Origin of the sequence: Tabrizicola sp. (assembly GCF_041913445.1) — a bacterium.
Taxonomy (GTDB): domain Bacteria; phylum Pseudomonadota; class Alphaproteobacteria; order Rhodobacterales; family Rhodobacteraceae; genus Tabrizicola.
On record NZ_JAYSFG010000002.1, the window covers coordinates 106,546 to 123,060 of the forward strand.

Below are 16,515 nucleotides of genomic sequence, written 5' to 3' on the forward strand. Positions count from 1 at the left end.
GACTTTGTGACACTACCGCGACAGTTAGGCAGCTTGCCCGCAAACTGTCCAGTGAAGCTAAGGTGAGCTTACGCGTTGCCCAGGATCTCTGCGGCCAGGGCGCGGGTGATCGGGCGCGCTTCGGCCAGGGCGCGGGCATCGAGCGCCGCGACAAGCGCGCGGGCGGCCCCGATGGAGCGGGACATCCGGCTGACAAGGAAGGGGATCAGGTTCGCGGGCACCGCCACTTGGCGGTCGGCAAAAAGCTTCACCAGAACGGCGGACAGAAGCGCGTCGTCCGGGCCGTCAAGCTGCGCGATGGCCGTGGCCTGCATCCGGCTTTTCAGGTCGGGGAGCGTCAGGCCCCAGTCGCGCGGAGGGGTCCGGGCGGTCATAAGGAGCGCGCCGGTCGTGGTGACGAGGTTGTGGAGGTGGAAAAGCTGCGCCTCGGCCCCGGCGATGCGGTCGGCATCCTCGACCACGACGGAACGGCCGGACAGTCCGGCGATGTCGGTGGCGGCAAGCTGGTCCGCGGGCAGGATCACGGCGTCAGCCAGAGCGGCCCAGATATGGGCAAGGTGGGTCTTGCCCGCGCCCTCGGGCCCGACGAGCAGAAGCTTCCGCCCCGGCCAGTCGTGCCAGTGCTCGACGGTCTGGAGCGCCACGGCGTTCGAGGGGGCGACGAAGAAGTGGTCGCGCGTCATCGCCTCGGCGCTGGGCAGGTCGAAGGCAAGCTGGCGGATCACGCGCCCTCTCCGGCCCCTGACTTGCGGCTCCGCTTCGGGCGCTGCGCGGGGGGGGCCAGGTCCTCGGCGACCTTCTGCTCCACCTCGGATCGGGCGGTGGTGCCCTTGTAGAGGAGGCTCGCGCGGTATTGCTCAGACCCGAAGCGGGTCAGGACGCCGATGGCGGCGGCGACGGGAACGGCGATCAGCATGCCGACGAAGCCGAAGGCCGACCCGAAGGCCGAAAGCGCGAGGAGAAGCCAGACCGGGTGCAGGCCCACGGATTTGCCGACGAGCTTCGGGGTCAGGATGTTGCCTTCGACGAACTGGCCCACGGCGAAGATCGCGGCGATGATCCCGATCTGCACCCAGTCGCCCCAGAACTGGAAGAGCGCAAGGCCCACGGCCAGCGTTCCCCCGATGATCGAGCCGACATAGGGGATGAAGGTGATCGCCCCGGCGATGGCGCCCACGATCAGGCCGAACTGCAGCCCCGCCGCCATCAGCGCCACGGCGTAGAAGGTTCCCAGCGCGATGCAGACAGAGACCTGGCCGCGCACGAAGCCGGCGAGGACCGCGTCGATCTCGCGCGCAAGGCGGCGGATCGTGGGCGCGTGGTCGCGGGGCAGCATCGCGTCGATCCGGGCGATCATCTCGTCCCAGTCGAGAAGCAGGTAGAAGGCCACGACCGGCGCGACGACGATGAAGACGACGACCGAGATCACTCCCAGCGCGCCGCTGAGGAGGCCCTGCGCCAGCTCGCCCCCCCGCGCCTGGATCGCCGCGCCGATCTCGGCCAGGGTCTGGCGGATGGTCGAGGTCGAATCGGCGAGTTCCGGGAAGCGTTCCAGCAGGAAGCCCTGCAGCCGCTTGGCGATGTCGGGGGCTGCGTTGACGAGCGCGGTCAGCTGGTTGACCAGCGTCGGGATCACCGCCAGCACCAGAAGGATCACGAGGAACAGCGCGAACAGCGAGATGACGGTGGTGGCCGCGACGCGCGAGAGGCCCAGACGCTCCAGCCGGTCGGCGAGGGGGTCGAGGAAATAGGCGATGGCGCCGCCGACGATGAACGGGAGCAGCGTATTGCCGAGGAACCACAAGAGCACGAGGAACACCGCAGCGGCGATGGCCCAGTAACGGAACTGGTCTTTGGTCGGCAGGGCCATCGCGGGTTCCTTCCTTGTCCTGCCACATATCACCCGCACCGTCCCCCCGCGCAAGGGGAGAGGCGGGCGGAAACCCGCTGTCAGCATGTGCTTAAGCCGGGCCGGGTAAGCGGTGCCGGGATGGAGTGTGGGGCCCGACCCTGTGCAGGAAGGGCCATCCGGGGCGCGGTGTCCCGGCTTTCGGCCCGCCAAGGCTGGCAGGCCCAACCGAAAGGCAAGACCATGAAACTGAAGCTTCTTTCGATCCTCGCGATGAGTTCGATGCCGATGGCTGCGGCCGCGATGCCCGCGGTCGGCGACATGATCGGCACCGACCCGACGACCGCCACGGCGGCGCTGGAAGCCGCTGGCTGCAAGGTCGCTGAGTTCGAGGCCGAGGACGGCAAGATCGAGGCCAAGTGCACCGACACCGCCACCAACAAGCTGATGGAAGTCTACCTTGACCCGGCCACCGGCAAGGTCGTCGAGATCAAGGCGGAAGACTGACATGGCTGCCCCCCGGACCCCTGCCGAACCGCCTTCCCTGTGGGACCCCGTCGTGCGGATCACCCATTGGGGGATCGCCCTTTCGGTCCTGGTCAACGCGGCGCTGGACGAGGGCGGCAGCCTTCTCCACGTCTCGCTGGGTTGGCTGGTGATGGCGCTTCTGCTGCTGCGGCTGGTCTGGGGGGTGCTTGGCCCGGGGGAGGCCCGCTTCTCGGCCTTCCCGCCCAATCCCGTCGCGGCGTTGCGCCATCTGGGCCAGCTCGCCTCGGGGAAGGGCGTGCGGCACTACCCCTCGCACAACCCGGCCGGCGCGATGATGGCCTATGCCTTCTGGGCCTGCCTGGCGCTGGTCACCGTGACCGGCCTGGTGATGACCGGCGGTGCGACACCGATGCAGGTGGCCGATGACAAGGCCGCGGTTGCATCCGGCGACTGGTCTGCTTTGATCAGGGAGGACGGAGGCGAATCCTCGGACGAGGACGAGGGCCTTCGCCACACGGCTGAAGAGGTGCACGAAGTGGTAGCGAACCTGCTTTTGATCCTGGCCGCGCTGCATGTGGCCGGCGTCTTCGTCGAGGCCCGCGCGATGCGCCGCAACCTCGTAGCGCCGATGGTGCTTGGCCAAAGGCGCAAATGACTGCCAGCCCGGATCTCCAGACCGCGGGGCGTCGCCAGACCGCGGCGCTTTCGGTCTTCCTGGTGGTGCAGACGCTGGGGACGGTGTTCTTCGTGGGCGACGTGATCGGCGATCTGCGCGAGGACCCGACCTCGGTCCACTTCATCTTCGAGGCGGTGGTGACCGCGGCTTTGGTGCTGGGCATCCTGTTCGGCACCTTCGCGCTGCGCCGCACGATCGAGCTTCTGCGGGCGCAGGACCAGGCGCTCGCCGTGGCGCGCGGCGCGCTGTCGGACGTGATCGACCGGCAGTTCACCGCCTGGTCGCTGACGCCGGCGGAACGCGACGTGGCCTTCCTGGCGCTTAAAGGCCTTGACGTGGCCGAGATCGCCGAGCTGCGGGGCGCGGCCCAAGGCACGGTCCGGGCGCAACTGACGCGGATCTATTCCAAGGCCGGGGTTTCGGGCCGGGCGCAGTTCGCGGCCTTCTTTGTCGAGGACCTCTTGGGCGCGGGCGTGCCCGAAGCGCAGGCCGCGCAGTAGGGCCGGGCTTTACGCCCGAAGTGTGAAGCCGCGCGCCAAGTGGTTACGGACGAACCAGATCATCGCCACCCCAGGCACCAGCGACAGGCAGGTCATCGCCATGACCATCCCGATGTCGGTCTGGAAGGAAAACATCGCCTGGATCGCCATCGTGATCGGCTTGCCTCCGGTCACCGTCAGGATGCGGGCGAAGACGACCTCGACCCAGGAAAAGATGAAGCAGAAGAAGGCCGCGACCCCGATCCCCGGCGCGATCTGCGGGATCAGGTGGCGGAAGAAGAAGGACGCGCCGGTATGGCCGTCAAGGAAGGCCGTCTCGTCGAACGCGCGCGGGACGGCGCGGATGAAGCTTTCCAGAATCCAGATCGCCACCGGCAGGTTGAAGAGGCAATGCACCAGCGCGATGCCGACGGGAGAGTTCACCAGGTTGAAATGGCTGAACAGGATGAAGATCGGCAGCGACAGGACCACGGGCGGGGTCACCCGGAACACAAGGATCATCAAGAGGAAATGCCGGTCGCCGGTGAAGCGGTAGCGCGCCAAGGCATAGGCGGCGGGCAGGCCGATGGTGATGCACAAGCCGACGTTCAGCACCACGTAGATCAGCGAGTTCAGCATCGCCGCCCGTAGCTCGGGTGCGGCAAGGACATTGCGGTAGTTCATCAGGCCGACGGTGCCCTCGGCCACCTGGTCGGTCGGCAGCGTGGCGGTGAACGACAGGAGGATCGCCTGCACCAGCGGCAGAAGGATGAAGGCGGCCAGCGCCAGGATGCCGAGATGCCTCATCCCTCACGCTCCCGCGTGGCGGCGACGAAGGCCCAGACGACGGCAAGGACGATCAGGAAGTACAGCGTCGCCCGGGCGGCGGCCTGGCCGTAGGAGAAGCCTTTGATCTCCTCGCCAAGTTCCAGCGTCAGGAAGCGGGTGGCGTCGTTCGGGCCGCCCGCGTTGATCGCGAAGGCCTCGGTGTAGATCATGAAGCTGTCGACGAAGCGCAGCAGGAAGACGATGGCCAGCGCGCCCGCGATCCTCGGAAGCTGGATGAAGCGGAACACGGCCCAGCGGGAGGCCCCGTCGATGGCCGCGGCCTGCATGTAGGCGGGCGGGATGGCCGAGAGGCCCGCATAGGCAAGGACGACGACCAGTCCCAGCCAGTGCCAGGTGTCCATCACCAGGATCAGCGCCCATGTGTGCCAGCCGGTGAACTTCCAGTCGAAGCCGATGGCGGCAAGGCCCGGGCCGAGGAGCCCCGTCTCGGGTTGGACCAGCCCCAGCCAGAACATCGGGATCATGTTCCAGGGCACCACCAGCGGCAGCGCGACCAGCATCAGCCCCCAGACGGCCCGCTTCCCATAGGTCAGGAGGAGAAGCGCCACGCCGATCCCCAGCGGCACCTGGATGCCAAGCGCGAGGGCGGAGAAGAGAAGGCTCCGCCCCAGCGAGGCGAGGAAGCGGTCGGATTGCAGGATGTCGGTGAACCATTGCGGGCCGACCCAGAAGACGTCCGACAGGGTGAAGATGTCGTGGAAGCCGTAGTTGATGACCGCCAGAAGCGGCAGCGCCCCCACCAGCGCCAGAAGCGTGAGGGCCGGAAGGACCAGGAACCAGGCGCGATTGTCATGCGAGCGCATGGGCCTAGGGGAGGCGGGCAGCAGCCCGGAGTCAAGGGGTTAGCCCGATCCCGGGGTCAAGCCTTGCGGTGGAGAATAGGCGGCAAGAAAGATGCGGACGCATTCCAGGGCATGGGCCTCCAGCCGTGCGGCCGGGGGGATGGCCTCGGGTCCCAGCATCATGGCGTCGTTGACCGGGCCGCCCATGACCAGCCAGTTGAAGTTCGACGCCGCCTCCTCGGGGTCGTCCAGCTGAAGCTGCCCCAGTGCGGCATAGTGCCGGAAGGCCGCCTGCAAAAGCTCGATGGACCGCGCCGGTCCCATCTTGTGCAGCATCCGGCCGAGGTCCGGAAAGCGGCTGGCCTCGGCAATCGCCAGCCGGCGGAGCTGCATCAACTCGGGCGTCAGGACGATGGCCAGCTGGTGGCGCGCGAAGTCCGCGAGGTAGTCCGCCAGCGGCCGCCCCGTCTCGGGTCCCGCAAGGCGCTGCCGGATCTCGTCGCCCGCCGCGCCGACCAGCGCATGGACGAACTCCAGAAACAGGGCCTCCTTGCTGGCGAAATGCGTGTAGACGGTCTGCTTCGACACCGACGCGGTTTCGGCGACCTCGTCCATGCTGGTGCGCAGGAAACTGTCGCGCAGGAACAGCTTGCCCGCCGCCGCAAGTTCCGCAAGGACCGGTTGTCCAGCCGGCTGGCGCGGAACGTCTTGCCGACTATCGGCTGACCCGTGAATCCAAGACAGGCCGGATCGTTGCAACCTGCTGCAACACCGCGATGTTCCTTGATTTTCCACCGGGGCACTGGGTCTCGGTCTACCGGGGCCGTCTGCCGGAGCGTGACCGCGACCTGGACCGGAGGCGCGGGTGGTTCGTGCCGCGGCTGATCCTGACCTGGATCGGCATGGGGTTCCGGACGCCGGAGATCGGCTTCAAGAAGGGCGAGACGCGGGTGCTGGTGGGTTGATGGTGAGCGGGCGCGGTGGGGAGTGGCCCTGGCCCGTCGGGCAGGGTTAACCCGCCGTAAATGCCCACGCACAACCCGTTGGAATCCCTCGCACGCGTCAGCCTGTCCCGCGTGGACAGCCCCTCGCGCTTGCCTGCCCGGCCTGGACCCGTTAGGAAACGCGGGACCCTTTCTCAGGCAGGCCAAAATGCGTCTTTCCCGCTACTTCCTCCCCGTCCTCAAGGAAAACCCCGCCGAGGCGCAGATCGTCAGCCACCGCTACATGCTGCGGGCCGGCATGATCAAGCAGCAGGCCGCGGGCATCTATTCCTGGCTGCCGCTGGGGTTCCGCGTGCTGAAGCGGATCGAGGAGATCGTCCACCAGGAACAGATCCGCGCGGGCCACATTCCCCTGCTGATGCCCACCCTGCAACCCGCCGACCTGTGGCGCGAGTCCGGCCGCTACGACGACTACGGGCAGGAGATGCTGCGCATCAAGGACCGGCAGGAGCGCGAGATGCTCTACGGCCCCACCAATGAGGAGATGATCACCGACATCTTCCGGTCCCACGTCAACAGCTACAAGGACCTGCCGCTGACGCTCTACCACATCCAGTGGAAGTTCCGCGACGAGATGCGGCCGCGGTTCGGCGTGATGCGGGGGCGCGAGTTCCTGATGAAGGACGGCTACAACTTCGACGTCGACCGCGACTCGGCGCTGCACGCCTACAACCGCCACATGGTCAGCTACCTGCGCACCTACGAACGCATGGGCCTGACCGCGATCCCGATGCGCGCGGCATCCGGCCCCATCGGCGGGGACAACACGCATGAGTTCCTGGTGCTGGCGCAGACGGGCGAGAGCGAGGTCTTCTACGACGACCGCGTGACCCAGCTGAAGCTTGGCCAGCGCGACATCGACTATGACGACCGCGCCCAGGTGGCGGATGTCTGCAAGGAGTTCACCACCCTTTACGCCCGCACTGACGAGACGCATGACGAGGCGATCTTCAACCAGGTTCCGGAAGCCCACCGCAAGGTCGGCCGCGGGATCGAGGTCGGGCAGATCTTCTACTTCGGCACCAAGTATTCCGCCGCGATGGGGGCCGAAGTCACCACCGCCGAGGGCACAAAGGTGCCGGTCGAGATGGGGTCGCACGGGATCGGCGTCAGCCGCCTGCTGGGCGCGATCATCGAGGCCTCGCACGACGACAAGGGGATCATCTGGCCGGAGGGTGTGACGCCTTTCCCGGTCGGGATCGTGAACCTGAAGCAGGGCGACAGCGCGGCGGATGCGGCTTGCGAGGGCCTCTACAAGGCGCTGCAGGCCAAGGGGCTGGAAGCGCTTTACGACGACCGCGACGAACGCGCGGGCGCGAAGTTCGCCACGATGGACCTGATCGGCCTGCCCTGGCGGATCACCGTTGGGCCGCGCGGCCTTGCGAACGGGGTCGTGGAACTCACCTCGCGCCGTACCGGAGAATCCGAAGAGGTCTCCCCGGAAGCCGCCGTCGACCGCATCGCGCAGATCTACGCGGGCCGCTGACCGGCAGGGCGGGGAACCTTAGGTCACCCGCCCGCGTTTCGGTCTTTCCTGCGCACCGCACTCGGCATGAATGCAGCCGGATTGGTTTGACCTTTCCGGCCGTCAGCGCAGGTCCAAGGTTTGGAAAAAGGAGAAGTGGGTCATGGAATACCGTCGTCTGGGCAAATCGGGGCTGAAGGTCAGCGAGTTCTCCTTCGGATCCTGGGTAACCTTCGCCAAGCAGGTGGATGTCCAGCCCGCGAAACAGCTGCTGACCGCCGCTTATGACGCCGGGATCAACTTCTTCGACAATGCCGAAGGCTATGAGGCGGGCGCGTCCGAGAAGGTGATGGGCCAGGCGATCCAGGAGTTGGGCTGGTCGCGCGACAGCTATATCGTGTCCTCCAAGGTCTACTGGGGCGGGGACAAGCCCACGCAGCGCGGCCTCTCGGCCAAGCATGTGACGGAGGCCTGCCATGCCGCGCTGAAGCGGCTGCGGGTGGATCACCTCGACCTCTACTTCTGCCACCGACCGGACATCGACACGCCCATCGAGGAAACCGTGCGGGCGATGCACAACCTGATCGTCCAGGGCAAGGTCCTCTACTGGGGCACCTCGGAATGGTCCGGCCAGCAGATCACCGAGGCGCATCTGGTGGCCCGCCGCGACGGCCTGACCCCGCCGACGATGGAGCAGCCGCAGTACAACCTCTTCGAACGCGACAAGGTCGAGCGCGACTATGAGCCGATCTATGACACCTATGGCCTTGGCACGACGATCTGGTCGCCCCTGGCCTCGGGCCTCTTGACCGGAAAGTACAACGAGGGCGTGCCGCAGGACAGCCGGGCCGCGTTGCCGGGCTACGAATGGCTGCGCGAGATCATCGAGGGCCCGAAGGGCAAGCGGCGCATCCCGCAAGTGCAGGCGCTGGCGAAGATCGCCGAGGGCGCGGGCCTGCCGATCCACCACCTGGCGCTGCTGTGGTGCCTGCGGAACCCGCGGGTCTCGACGGTGATCCTGGGGGCGTCGAAGCTGGAGCAGCTGCACGACAACCTCAAGGCGCTGGACCACAAGGCGAAGCTGACGCCGGATGTGCTGGAAGCCATCGAGGAAGTGGTGCAGAACAAGCCCGAGGCACCGCAGCGGTTCTGAGGGGGAAGGCATGGCGAAGGCACTGGTCACCTGGGGCGGATGGGAGGGCCACGAGCCCGAAAAAGTCGGCCCGATGTTCGCGGACTGGCTGCGCGCGGCGGGGATGGAGGTCACGTTGACCGACAGCCTTGCCTGCTTCGACGATGCCGAGGCTTTGAAGGCCTATGACCTGATCGTCCCGGTCTGGACCATGTCGAAGATCGAGAAGCAACAGGCCCTCAACGCCTGCGCGGCCGTTGCTGCGGGGACCGGGATCGCCGGTTGCCACGGCGGCATGTGCGACGCCTTCCGCGAGAATGTGGACTGGCAGTTCATGACCGGCGCGCAATGGGTGGCCCATCCCGGCAATGACGGGGTGGAGTACGGGGTCCGCATGGTCTCGGACGATCCGCTGGTGGCGGGCGTGGGCGATTTCACCGTGAAGACCGAGCAGTATTATCTGCACGTCGATCCGGCGGTGAAGGTGCATGCGGTCTGCGATTTCCCCGTGGTGGAGGGGCCGCATTCGGTGAACGGGCCGGTGGCGATGCCGGTCGTCTTCACCAAGGGCTACGGCCAGGGCCGCGTCTACTACAACGCGCTCGGCCACCAGAAGAACGTGATCGACCAGGGCCCGGCGGCGGAACTGATGCGGCGCGGGCTTCTCTGGGCCGCGCGGCGCTGACCGGCTTGCGACGTGGGGTCACATCTCCGTCCGCTCCCTTGACCGGGGGCGGGGGGTGGTCATCTTCTGGTCATACCCTTCTGCCAGACTGAGGCCATGACTCTACCGTCCGACCATTACCGTGTCCTGAAACGCGAGCTCTCGCTGGGCGAGCTTCTGGCCGACGGCATCGTCCATGCGCTGGCGCTTCTGGCCGGGCTGATCGCCTTTCCGCTTCTGCTGTTCCACGGCTTGCAGACCGCCGGGATCGGCACCTTCGCGGCGCTGACGGTCTACGCGGCCGGGTTCTTCCTGATGTGGGGCTTTTCGCTCGCCTACAACATGACCCCGCCCTCGGCGCTGAAATGGCTTTTGCGGCGGTTCGACCATTCGATGATCTACGTGATGATCGCCGGGACCTATACCGCGCTGGTCCCGCACCTGCACGGGTCCTGGCCCTGGGTGCTGGGCGCGGTGGTCTGGACGGGGGCGGCACTGGGGATCCTGGTGAAGGTGGTGCTGCCCGGCCGCTATGACCGGCTGGCGATCCTCGCCTACATCATGCTCGGCTGGGTTGGCGTGATCGCCATCGGCCCGGTGACGGCGGCCTTGCCCTCGGTGTCCCTGTGGCTTCTGCTGGCCGGGGGGCTGACCTATGTGGCCGGGGTCGGGTTCTACGTGTGGCACGGCCTGCGGTTCCAGAACGCGATCTGGCACGGCTTCGTCGCGGTGGCTGCGGGGCTGCACTTCGCCGCGGTGGCGGTGGCCGTTTCGTAGGGAAGGTGGGCGGATCGCCCACCTACGTGGCATCACCCATCGTGACGACCAGGTTCCCCGGCTTGTGGAAGCTTTCGGCGATCCGGTGCGCCTCGGCCAGCTGCGCGAAGGGGAGCGTCTGGCCGACGATGGGGGTGTAGCCGCCCTTCTGGTGCAGTTCCACCAATCGACGCATCGAGGGCAGGTCGTCCTTGTTCGTCCCGGTGATGAACCTACGGTTCACGGTCGAAGCGAGCATATCGGCAAGCGTGGCGGTGATCAGGACAAGGCGGCCGTTCGGCGAAAGGAGCGGCTGCGCGCCCTTCCAGCCGAGGCTGCCCATCACGTCGAGGATCACGTCGAAAGGACCTTTCGGAGGGCCTGTGCGATAGTCGGTGACCTCGGTCGCGCCAAGCTCCCGCGCGAGGCCGTGGTTCGCGGGCGAGGCGGTGGCGGCGACCGTCGCGCCAAGGTGGCGTGCAATCTGGACGCCGGCGCTGCCGACGGATCCGGTGGCCCCGGCGACGAGGAGACGCTCGCCGGGGGCAAGCCGGGCACGGTCGATCAGGAACTCGGCGGCGGTGAGGCCGCCGAAGAAGAAGGCCGCGCCCTGTTCGTACGTGAGCGTGTCGGGGAGGGGGAGGACGGGGCCGTCTGCCCGCATCGTCAGGTAATCGGCATGCGCGCCGCCCTTGAAGCCTTTCAGGCCGAAAACCTGCTGGCCCGCTGTGAAGCCGGTCACGCCGGGACCCAGGGCGGCGATGTCTCCGGCGAAGGCCCAGCCGGGGGCGACGCGGGGGCGGGACCAGCCGATGGCAAGCCGAAGCATGAGGCCGAGGCCGCGGGGCACCTTGCCCGACCGCATCCGGGCGTCGCCGGCGGTGACGGGGGCGGCGCGGGTGCGGACCAGCAGCTCGCCCGGTCCAGGGGTGGGAATGGGGGCGTCGTCGAGGACGACGGTCTCGGGTCTGCCGTAGGCGGTGTAGCGGGCGATCTTCATGGGGGATGGGTAGGCCCGCGCGCGGGGCGGGTCAGGTGGGCGAAACCCGACCTTACGGGGCGGAGGTGACCGTCGCGCTGCCGAGGGGGGTGCCCGCGATCTCGAGGATCAGCTTGCGGCGGAGGGCGGAGACGAAGTCCTCACGGCCGAGGGCGGGGATGGCAAAGGCGCCGGGGCCGCCGATGATGCGGGCCTCATACTCGGCGAGGAGCGGGTCGTCCGGGCCGCCGTCGAGGATGGGGAGGCCGTTGATGACGATGCCGGCGGCGAGGACTTCCTGCCGCGCCTCCTCGATGGAGGCGCCGGAGAAGTTGCCGGTCGAGTCGCCGGAGAAGTCGATGACCTGGCGGAGCGAGGTGATCTGGTTGGCCTCGATCACGCGCTTGCCTTCCAGAAGGGCGTTGCCGATGGCGTTCCGTCCAGTGGCGAGGCGGGGGGGACCGAGGAGGGCGGCCGCAAAGGCCTCGGCTGTCTCGGGGCTGTCGATGACGGTCCAGTCGACGACGGTGGCCTGGTTGGCGGCCCATTCCACGTAGGTGACGGCGATGGAGCCGGTGAGGGTGTTCCGGATCGCCTCCAGCACGGCAGGGTCGGTGATCGCGGTGGCGGTGCTTTCCCTTTGGAAGTCGATTTCTTCCTGGGTGATGGACCCCGAGGCGTCGGCGAGGAGGACGAGTTCGAGGTCCACCTCCTGGGCCCGGAGGGGGGTGGCGAGGCAGAGGAGGAGGGCCAATGTCCGCATGGGGTGGGATATGGGGCGGGGGTTGGCCTGGGCAAGTGTCCACGGTGGACAATCCGGGATTGTCCTTTGGAGGCAAAGGGTTGGTCGTGGGCGGTAAGGTTTGGGAAAGGATGATTCTGGGGGTGGAGTCGGGGTGAACCCCGACCTACAGGCCGAGCGCTTTTCTTAGCGCCGCATTCGCGCGGGTCTGCCAGCCTTTGCCTTCGGATTTCAGCCGGTCCAGCACGTCGGGATCGAGATGCAGGGTGACGCGCTTCTTGCGGGCCTCGGGCGGCAGGGGCGGGCGGCCATACTTGCCGTGACGGGTCAGGAGGTCGACCAGTTCGGGGATTTCGGCGGTGGGCTTGGCCTCACGGAAGAAGGCCTCGTCCAGCTCGACCGCCTCGCCGTCCCGGTCAATGTAGCTTTTCTTCGGCGGCATGACGTGCCCTTTCGCGTGTGTTGGCCTTGCGCAGGCTGATGATGCGCGGTTGTCCGTCCCGCAAGGTCCAGACGCACACATGCACCCGCCCGTGCAGTCGCGCGGTGGAGATGAACCGCCGCTCACCATAGTCGCCGCGCGTGTCTTCGCGGGTCACGGCATTCGGCCAGTTAAAGTCCGCAAGTTCAGCAAAGTCGATGCCGTGCTTGAGGCGGTTGGCCCGGCGCTTGTCCTCGTCCCAGTCCCACATAATATGCATACTTTAAGTGAGGGTTCAAGGGGGAGGGTAGGACGGGGATGGTTAACGGGGGGTTAGGGTGAGGCGTGGGAGTTTGCGACCGTATCATCCACGCGCAGGCGGGGATCCAGGTTCGGCGGGAAGTCATGGATCCCCCCCTGCGTGGGGCCTCTACAGGCAGTTGCTTAAGGTTGTTATCACGCCGATGCTTCTGCTATTTTACGTGGGTCAATTTGAAATCCAGCCCCTTGCAGTCGCTGGGCAAGTTTAGGAACAATCTCTCTAACGTGATCGTTGAACTCAATATACAAGATTCCTCCTGCATCCGATGGCATTTCGAGTGCGCCTTTCTTTATGATGACCATCTTTTGCCTACCAAGCGCAGCCATGACCATCCCCATTTCAAGGATGACATTTTGCCTGGCACGAGGTTGCTTCTCTGTCTCGCCTGCTGCCTTTGAGTATCCAAAATCATCTGGCGTGAGGAGCACAATTCCAAACGCTGCCTCCCTGTAAATATTCTGCTCAAGAGCCTCAATGATGGTTTTGCTCTCGCCATCTGAGTTCTGCAGAATGAACGGCGTAAGTCCGAGTCGCATCAAGACTAGTTCAAGTTGGTCTCGAGCGTCTCGATCATGTCCATGAACAACAAAAATCTTGGCTGCAGCTGCAGTTGAGACTGCTGAGCTGGGGGCTTTCCCCTGCAAAGAGGCTGCCAGGGCAGCTCGAAATGCGTCTTGATTCTTGCCTTGGAATTGTAATGTGCCTTTGCTCGGCCACCAGTTCAGGACTTCCCCAGTCTTTCCTCGAAATGAATGACAGTTGGTGGCAGTATTTGCCGTCCAATCTCCGGCCAAGCCACAACTGACAACGGCCTCTTTCAGTTCGTCTATCGTTCCGTGAAAAACACTCATTCGGTATTGCCTCCCTAAACGATGACACTGCGCATTTTATTGCGCGTGCTCTTCAGCCTCAAACGTCCAATTCCTCCACAAACCGCGCGTTCTCCTGGATGTATTGGAAACGCAGCTCCGGCTTCTTGCCCATCAGGCGCTCCACCAGGTCGGAGGTGTCCCCTGGTTCGTCCTCGTCGATCGACACCCGGATCAGCTTTCGCGTTTCGGGGTTCATCGTGGTGTCCTTCAGGTCCTTGGCGTCCATCTCTCCCAGCCCCTTGAAGCGCTGGACGTCGATCTTGCCCTTGCCGCCCAGGCCCTTGGCCAGCCACAGCTCTTTCTCGGCGTCGTCGGCGACGTACATCCGCCGCGCGCCCTGGGTCAGGCGGTAGAGGGGGGGACACGCCAGATACAAATGCCCCTTGTCGATCAGGGGGCGCATCTGGGTGAAGAAGAAGGTCATCAAGAGGCTGGCGATATGCGCGCCGTCGACGTCGGCGTCGGTCATGATGATGATCTTCTCGTACCGCAAGTCGTCGAGGCGGAACTTGGTGCCCATGCCGGTGCCCAGGGCCTCGCACAGGTCGCGGATTTCGGCGTTTTCGTTCAGCTTGGCGGAGGCTGCGCCGAGGACGTTCAGGATCTTGCCCTTGAGGGGGAGGAGGGCCTGGGTCTCTCGATTGCGGGCGCCCTTGGCGGAGCCGCCGGCGGAGTCGCCTTCGACGATGAAAAGCTCGGTCCCCTCACGGTTCTTGGCGGAGCAGTCGGTGAGTTTCCCCGGCAGGCGCAGCTTCTTGGTCGCGGTCTTGCGGGCGGTTTCCTTTTCCTCGCGGCGGCGGAGGCGTTCCTCGGCGCGGAGGACGAGGAAGTCGAGGATCGCGCCGGCCGATTTCGGGTCGGCGGCGAGCCAGGTGTCGAAATGGTCGCGGACGGCGTTTTCGACCCATTTCGCGGCTTCCTCGGTCGAGAGCCGGTCCTTGGTCTGGCCGACGAAGCTGGGTTCGCGGATGAAGATCGACAGAAGCGCGCAGCCGCCCGTAAGGAGGTCGTCGCGGGAGATCAGCTCGGCCTTGCGGTTCTTCACCCGCTCGCCATAGGCGCGGATGCCCTTCAGGATCGCGGCCCAGAACCCGGCCTCATGCGTGCCGCCTTCGGGCGTGGGGACGGTGTTGCAGTAGGAGTGGAGGTAGCCGTCCTGGGCGGGGGTCCAGTTGATCGCCCATTCGACGGAGCCGGGGACCTGGTATTTCTCTTCGAAGCTCACGCGGCCGGCGAAGGGGCGTTCAGAGTAGGTGGTGACCTTCTTCAAGGAGTCGTTCAGGAAGTCGGCGAGGCCGCCGGGGAAGTGGAAGGTCGCCTCCATCGGCGTGTCGCCGTCGGGGATGGCGGATTTCCAGCGGATCTCGACGCCCGAGAAGAGGTAGGCCTTGGACCGCGTCATCTTGTAAAGGCGGGCGGGTTTCAGGGTCTGGTGGCCGAAGATTTCCGGGTCGGGGTGGAAGGTGACCCAGGTGCCGCGGCGGTTCTGGGTGGGGCCGAGCTTGCGGATCGGGCCCTGGGGGATGCCGCGGGAGAAGCTTTGTTCGTAAAGCTCACGGTCACGGGCGACCTGGACGGTCATCAGGTCGGAAAGCGCGTTCACGACGGAGGAGCCGACGCCGTTGAGGCCGCCGGAGGTGGAATAGGCCTTGTTCGAGAACTTGCCGCCGGCGTGGAGGGTGCAGAGGATGACCTCGAGCGCGGATTTGCCGGGGAACTTGGGGTGGGGGTCGACGGGGATGCCGCGGCCGTTGTCGCGGACGGTGACGGACATGTCGGCGTGAAGCTCCACCTCGATGCGGTTGGCGTGGCCCGCCACGGCCTCGTCCATCGCGTTGTCGAGGATTTCGGCGACCATGTGGTGCAGCGCCCGTTCGTCGGTGCCGCCGATGTACATGCCGGGGCGCTTGCGGACGGGCTCCAGGCCCTCGAGGACCTCGATGGAGCTGGCGTCATAGGTGGAAGCGCCGGAGAGGAGGTCGTTCATGGGGTCACCTTCTGAGGAACGCCGGTATTAGAGCATTACGCGGGCGGGGGGCGCAAGATGTGGGGTCTGGTCGGGGGGGCGGGGGCGGCCTAGGTTAGGGGCCGAGCAATGGAGGATTGGACGATGCGGGTACTCTTTACGGGCGGATCGGGCAAGGCGGGGAAGCACGTGGTGCCCTACCTCGTGGCGCAGGGGCACAAGGTGCTGAACTTTGACCGGGTGCCCTTGGGGCTGCCGGGGGTGCATGACCTTCTGGGCGACATCTGCGATGCGGGGCAGGTGTATAGCGCGATGCGGACCCATGCGGGGTACGAGGAGATGGAGGACGGCGCGGCGCAGCTGTTCGACGCGGTGGTGCATTTCGCAGCGGTGCCCCGCTACGGGATGGTGCCGGATACCGAGACCTGGCGAGTGAACGTGGTGGGGACCTACAACGTGCTGGAAGCGGCGCTGAAGATGGGGATCCGCAAGGTGATCATCGCCTCGTCGGAGACGACATATGGGGTGTGCTTCTCGGATGGTGTGGTGGACCCGAAGGTGCTGCCGCTGGAAGAGGACTACGACATAGATCCGATGGACACCTATGGGACTTCGAAGAAGGTGAACGAGGTCACGGCGCGGAGCTTGCAGCGGCGGTTCGGGGCGGATGTCTATGCGCTGCGGATCGGCAACGTGATCGAGCCGCATGAATATGCGACGGTCTTCCCGCCGTTGAAGGAGGACCCTGGCCTGCGTCGGCGGATCACGTTCTCCTACATCGACGCGCGGGACCTCGGCCAGATCGTGGACCTTTGCCTGAAGAAGGATGGGCTGGGGTTCCAGGTGTTCAACGCGGTGAACGACGAGAACTCGGTGCCGCAGCCGAACTCGGAACTGCTCAAGCGTTTCTTCCCCAACGTGCCCCTGTCTCGGCCGGTGGGCGAGCGGGAAGGGCTTCTGTCGAACCGCAAGATCAGGGAAGTCCTGGGGTTCAAGGAGCAGCACAACTGGCAGAAATACGTGAAGTAGGCCGGCGCGCCTGAAGCTGGGCCCGGGCGTCTTGCTGCC

The 16,515-nt window shown here is 66.1% G+C and carries 20 protein-coding genes; 9 read left to right on the forward strand and 11 right to left on the reverse strand.

Features of this window, described 5'->3' with window-relative positions; all coding sequences use genetic code 11:
- Positions 1–68: 68 nt before the first annotated feature.
- Positions 69–725 (reverse strand): chromosomal replication initiator DnaA, encoded by a 657-nt coding sequence (locus tag ACE3Q6_RS02820; protein ID WP_374428199.1) that lies wholly within the window; start codon positions 723–725, stop codon positions 69–71.
- Positions 722–1,870 carry an AI-2E family transporter gene (locus tag ACE3Q6_RS02825; RefSeq protein ID WP_374428203.1) on the reverse strand — a complete coding sequence of 383 codons (1,149 nt, stop codon included), beginning with the start codon at positions 1,868–1,870 and terminating at the stop codon, positions 722–724. The genes ACE3Q6_RS02820 and ACE3Q6_RS02825 overlap by 4 nt, the downstream gene beginning before the upstream one ends.
- A 222-nt stretch (positions 1,871–2,092) precedes the next feature.
- Between ACE3Q6_RS02825 and ACE3Q6_RS02830 the strand changes: the two genes are divergently transcribed.
- Genes ACE3Q6_RS02830 through ACE3Q6_RS02840 form a run of 3 tightly spaced genes read left to right on the forward strand, consistent with a single transcriptional unit; the run spans position 2,093 to position 3,514 of the window.
- The gene (locus tag ACE3Q6_RS02830; protein ID WP_374428207.1) at positions 2,093–2,356 is read left to right on the forward strand and encodes a PepSY domain-containing protein; all 264 of its coding nucleotides are present in this window, start codon (positions 2,093–2,095) and stop codon (positions 2,354–2,356) included.
- 1 nt (position 2,357) lies between these two features.
- A complete protein-coding gene (locus ACE3Q6_RS02835) occupies positions 2,358–2,993 on the forward strand; it encodes a cytochrome b/b6 domain-containing protein (RefSeq protein ID WP_374428212.1) in 636 nt (211 codons plus the stop codon).
- Positions 2,990–3,514: a LuxR C-terminal-related transcriptional regulator gene (locus ACE3Q6_RS02840; RefSeq protein WP_374428215.1), complete on the forward strand. Its 525-nt coding sequence runs from the start codon at positions 2,990–2,992 to the stop codon at positions 3,512–3,514. Before ACE3Q6_RS02835 ends, ACE3Q6_RS02840 begins: the two co-directional genes overlap by 4 nt.
- Before the next feature lie 9 nt (positions 3,515–3,523).
- On the opposite strand, the gene ACE3Q6_RS02845 is transcribed toward ACE3Q6_RS02840, so the two are convergent.
- Genes ACE3Q6_RS02845 through ACE3Q6_RS02855 form a run of 3 tightly spaced genes read right to left on the reverse strand, consistent with a single transcriptional unit; the run spans position 3,524 to position 5,739 of the window.
- The gene (locus ACE3Q6_RS02845; protein WP_374428219.1) at positions 3,524–4,300 is read right to left on the reverse strand and encodes a carbohydrate ABC transporter permease; all 777 of its coding nucleotides are present in this window, start codon (positions 4,298–4,300) and stop codon (positions 3,524–3,526) included.
- Positions 4,297–5,145 carry a carbohydrate ABC transporter permease gene (locus tag ACE3Q6_RS02850; RefSeq protein ID WP_374428223.1) on the reverse strand — a complete coding sequence of 283 codons (849 nt, stop codon included), beginning with the start codon at positions 5,143–5,145 and terminating at the stop codon, positions 4,297–4,299. The genes ACE3Q6_RS02845 and ACE3Q6_RS02850 overlap by 4 nt, the downstream gene beginning before the upstream one ends.
- 39 nt (positions 5,146–5,184) lie before the next feature.
- On the reverse strand, positions 5,185–5,739 hold the full coding sequence (locus ACE3Q6_RS02855) for a TetR/AcrR family transcriptional regulator (protein WP_374428227.1): 555 nt from the start codon (positions 5,737–5,739) through the stop codon (positions 5,185–5,187).
- Positions 5,740–5,900: 161 nt separating this feature from the next.
- Between ACE3Q6_RS02855 and ACE3Q6_RS02860 the strand changes: the two genes are divergently transcribed.
- From ACE3Q6_RS02860 to ACE3Q6_RS02880, 5 genes are all read left to right on the forward strand, one after another.
- Positions 5,901–6,089, forward strand: coding sequence for a hypothetical protein (locus tag ACE3Q6_RS02860; protein WP_374428231.1), 189 nt, complete (start codon positions 5,901–5,903; stop codon positions 6,087–6,089).
- A 187-nt stretch (positions 6,090–6,276) separates the two neighbouring features.
- Entirely contained in the window at positions 6,277–7,614 is a 1,338-nt protein-coding gene (proS, locus tag ACE3Q6_RS02865) for a proline--tRNA ligase (protein WP_374428235.1), read from the forward strand.
- A gap of 142 nt (positions 7,615–7,756) precedes the next feature.
- Positions 7,757–8,746 carry a potassium channel beta subunit family protein gene (locus ACE3Q6_RS02870; protein WP_374428239.1) on the forward strand — a complete coding sequence of 330 codons (990 nt, stop codon included), beginning with the start codon at positions 7,757–7,759 and terminating at the stop codon, positions 8,744–8,746.
- A gap of 10 nt (positions 8,747–8,756) precedes the next feature.
- Positions 8,757–9,410: a ThuA domain-containing protein gene (locus ACE3Q6_RS02875; RefSeq protein WP_374428242.1), complete on the forward strand. Its 654-nt coding sequence runs from the start codon at positions 8,757–8,759 to the stop codon at positions 9,408–9,410.
- Between the two features lie 96 nt (positions 9,411–9,506).
- Entirely contained in the window at positions 9,507–10,166 is a 660-nt protein-coding gene (locus ACE3Q6_RS02880) for a hemolysin III family protein (protein ID WP_374428247.1), read from the forward strand.
- Positions 10,167–10,188: 22 nt separating this feature from the next.
- Here the strand turns inward: ACE3Q6_RS02880 and ACE3Q6_RS02885 are convergent, their stop codons facing one another.
- The 6 genes from ACE3Q6_RS02885 to parE all read right to left on the reverse strand — a co-directional run bounded on the left by ACE3Q6_RS02885 (position 10,189) and on the right by parE (position 15,468).
- The gene (locus ACE3Q6_RS02885) at positions 10,189–11,145 is read right to left on the reverse strand and encodes an NAD(P)-dependent alcohol dehydrogenase (protein ID WP_374428251.1); all 957 of its coding nucleotides are present in this window, start codon (positions 11,143–11,145) and stop codon (positions 10,189–10,191) included.
- A gap of 52 nt (positions 11,146–11,197) precedes the next feature.
- Complete coding sequence (locus tag ACE3Q6_RS02890; protein WP_374428255.1) at positions 11,198–11,887, reverse strand: DUF1194 domain-containing protein; 690 nt, start codon at positions 11,885–11,887, stop codon at positions 11,198–11,200.
- 145 nt (positions 11,888–12,032) lie between these two features.
- Entirely contained in the window at positions 12,033–12,308 is a 276-nt protein-coding gene (locus ACE3Q6_RS02895; RefSeq protein WP_374428259.1) for a BrnA antitoxin family protein, read from the reverse strand.
- Positions 12,283–12,558 carry a BrnT family toxin gene (locus tag ACE3Q6_RS02900; protein ID WP_374428264.1) on the reverse strand — a complete coding sequence of 92 codons (276 nt, stop codon included), beginning with the start codon at positions 12,556–12,558 and terminating at the stop codon, positions 12,283–12,285. The genes ACE3Q6_RS02895 and ACE3Q6_RS02900 overlap by 26 nt, the downstream gene beginning before the upstream one ends.
- A 185-nt stretch (positions 12,559–12,743) precedes the next feature.
- The gene (locus ACE3Q6_RS02905; RefSeq protein ID WP_374428268.1) at positions 12,744–13,460 is read right to left on the reverse strand and encodes a TIR domain-containing protein; all 717 of its coding nucleotides are present in this window, start codon (positions 13,458–13,460) and stop codon (positions 12,744–12,746) included.
- Positions 13,461–13,518: 58 nt separating this feature from the next.
- The gene (gene parE / locus ACE3Q6_RS02910) at positions 13,519–15,468 is read right to left on the reverse strand and encodes a DNA topoisomerase IV subunit B (RefSeq protein ID WP_374428273.1); all 1,950 of its coding nucleotides are present in this window, start codon (positions 15,466–15,468) and stop codon (positions 13,519–13,521) included.
- Between the two features lie 123 nt (positions 15,469–15,591).
- Between parE and ACE3Q6_RS02915 the strand changes: the two genes are divergently transcribed.
- Complete coding sequence (locus tag ACE3Q6_RS02915) at positions 15,592–16,476, forward strand: NAD-dependent epimerase/dehydratase family protein (RefSeq protein ID WP_374428276.1); 885 nt, start codon at positions 15,592–15,594, stop codon at positions 16,474–16,476.
- Positions 16,477–16,515: the final 39 nt, after the last annotated feature.

What these genes read in the sequence shown, in the direction of transcription:
- ACE3Q6_RS02830 (WP_374428207.1), top strand. Translation starts at nt 2,093, where the DNA reads ATGAAACTGAAGCTTCTTTCGATCCTCGCGATGAGTTCGATGCCGATG.
- ACE3Q6_RS02825 (WP_374428203.1), bottom strand. Translation starts at nt 1,870, where the DNA reads ATGGCCCTGCCGACCAAAGACCAGTTCCGTTACTGGGCCATCGCCGCT.
- ACE3Q6_RS02835 (WP_374428212.1), top strand. Translation starts at nt 2,358, where the DNA reads ATGGCTGCCCCCCGGACCCCTGCCGAACCGCCTTCCCTGTGGGACCCC.
- ACE3Q6_RS02885 (WP_374428251.1), bottom strand. Translation starts at nt 11,145, where the DNA reads ATGAAGATCGCCCGCTACACCGCCTACGGCAGACCCGAGACCGTCGTC.
- ACE3Q6_RS02915 (WP_374428276.1), top strand. Translation starts at nt 15,592, where the DNA reads ATGCGGGTACTCTTTACGGGCGGATCGGGCAAGGCGGGGAAGCACGTG.
- ACE3Q6_RS02900 (WP_374428264.1), bottom strand. Translation starts at nt 12,558, where the DNA reads ATGTGGGACTGGGACGAGGACAAGCGCCGGGCCAACCGCCTCAAGCAC.
- ACE3Q6_RS02890 (WP_374428255.1), bottom strand. Translation starts at nt 11,887, where the DNA reads ATGCGGACATTGGCCCTCCTCCTCTGCCTCGCCACCCCCCTCCGGGCC.
- ACE3Q6_RS02850 (WP_374428223.1), bottom strand. Translation starts at nt 5,145, where the DNA reads ATGCGCTCGCATGACAATCGCGCCTGGTTCCTGGTCCTTCCGGCCCTC.
- ACE3Q6_RS02905 (WP_374428268.1), bottom strand. Translation starts at nt 13,460, where the DNA reads ATGAGTGTTTTTCACGGAACGATAGACGAACTGAAAGAGGCCGTTGTC.
- proS (WP_374428235.1), top strand. Translation starts at nt 6,277, where the DNA reads ATGCGTCTTTCCCGCTACTTCCTCCCCGTCCTCAAGGAAAACCCCGCC.
- parE (WP_374428273.1), bottom strand. Translation starts at nt 15,468, where the DNA reads ATGAACGACCTCCTCTCCGGCGCTTCCACCTATGACGCCAGCTCCATC.
- ACE3Q6_RS02880 (WP_374428247.1), top strand. Translation starts at nt 9,507, where the DNA reads ATGACTCTACCGTCCGACCATTACCGTGTCCTGAAACGCGAGCTCTCG.
- ACE3Q6_RS02840 (WP_374428215.1), top strand. Translation starts at nt 2,990, where the DNA reads ATGACTGCCAGCCCGGATCTCCAGACCGCGGGGCGTCGCCAGACCGCG.
- ACE3Q6_RS02860 (WP_374428231.1), top strand. Translation starts at nt 5,901, where the DNA reads ATGTTCCTTGATTTTCCACCGGGGCACTGGGTCTCGGTCTACCGGGGC.
- ACE3Q6_RS02895 (WP_374428259.1), bottom strand. Translation starts at nt 12,308, where the DNA reads ATGCCGCCGAAGAAAAGCTACATTGACCGGGACGGCGAGGCGGTCGAG.
- ACE3Q6_RS02870 (WP_374428239.1), top strand. Translation starts at nt 7,757, where the DNA reads ATGGAATACCGTCGTCTGGGCAAATCGGGGCTGAAGGTCAGCGAGTTC.
- ACE3Q6_RS02875 (WP_374428242.1), top strand. Translation starts at nt 8,757, where the DNA reads ATGGCGAAGGCACTGGTCACCTGGGGCGGATGGGAGGGCCACGAGCCC.
- ACE3Q6_RS02855 (WP_374428227.1), bottom strand. Translation starts at nt 5,739, where the DNA reads ATGGACGAGGTCGCCGAAACCGCGTCGGTGTCGAAGCAGACCGTCTAC.
- ACE3Q6_RS02845 (WP_374428219.1), bottom strand. Translation starts at nt 4,300, where the DNA reads ATGAGGCATCTCGGCATCCTGGCGCTGGCCGCCTTCATCCTTCTGCCG.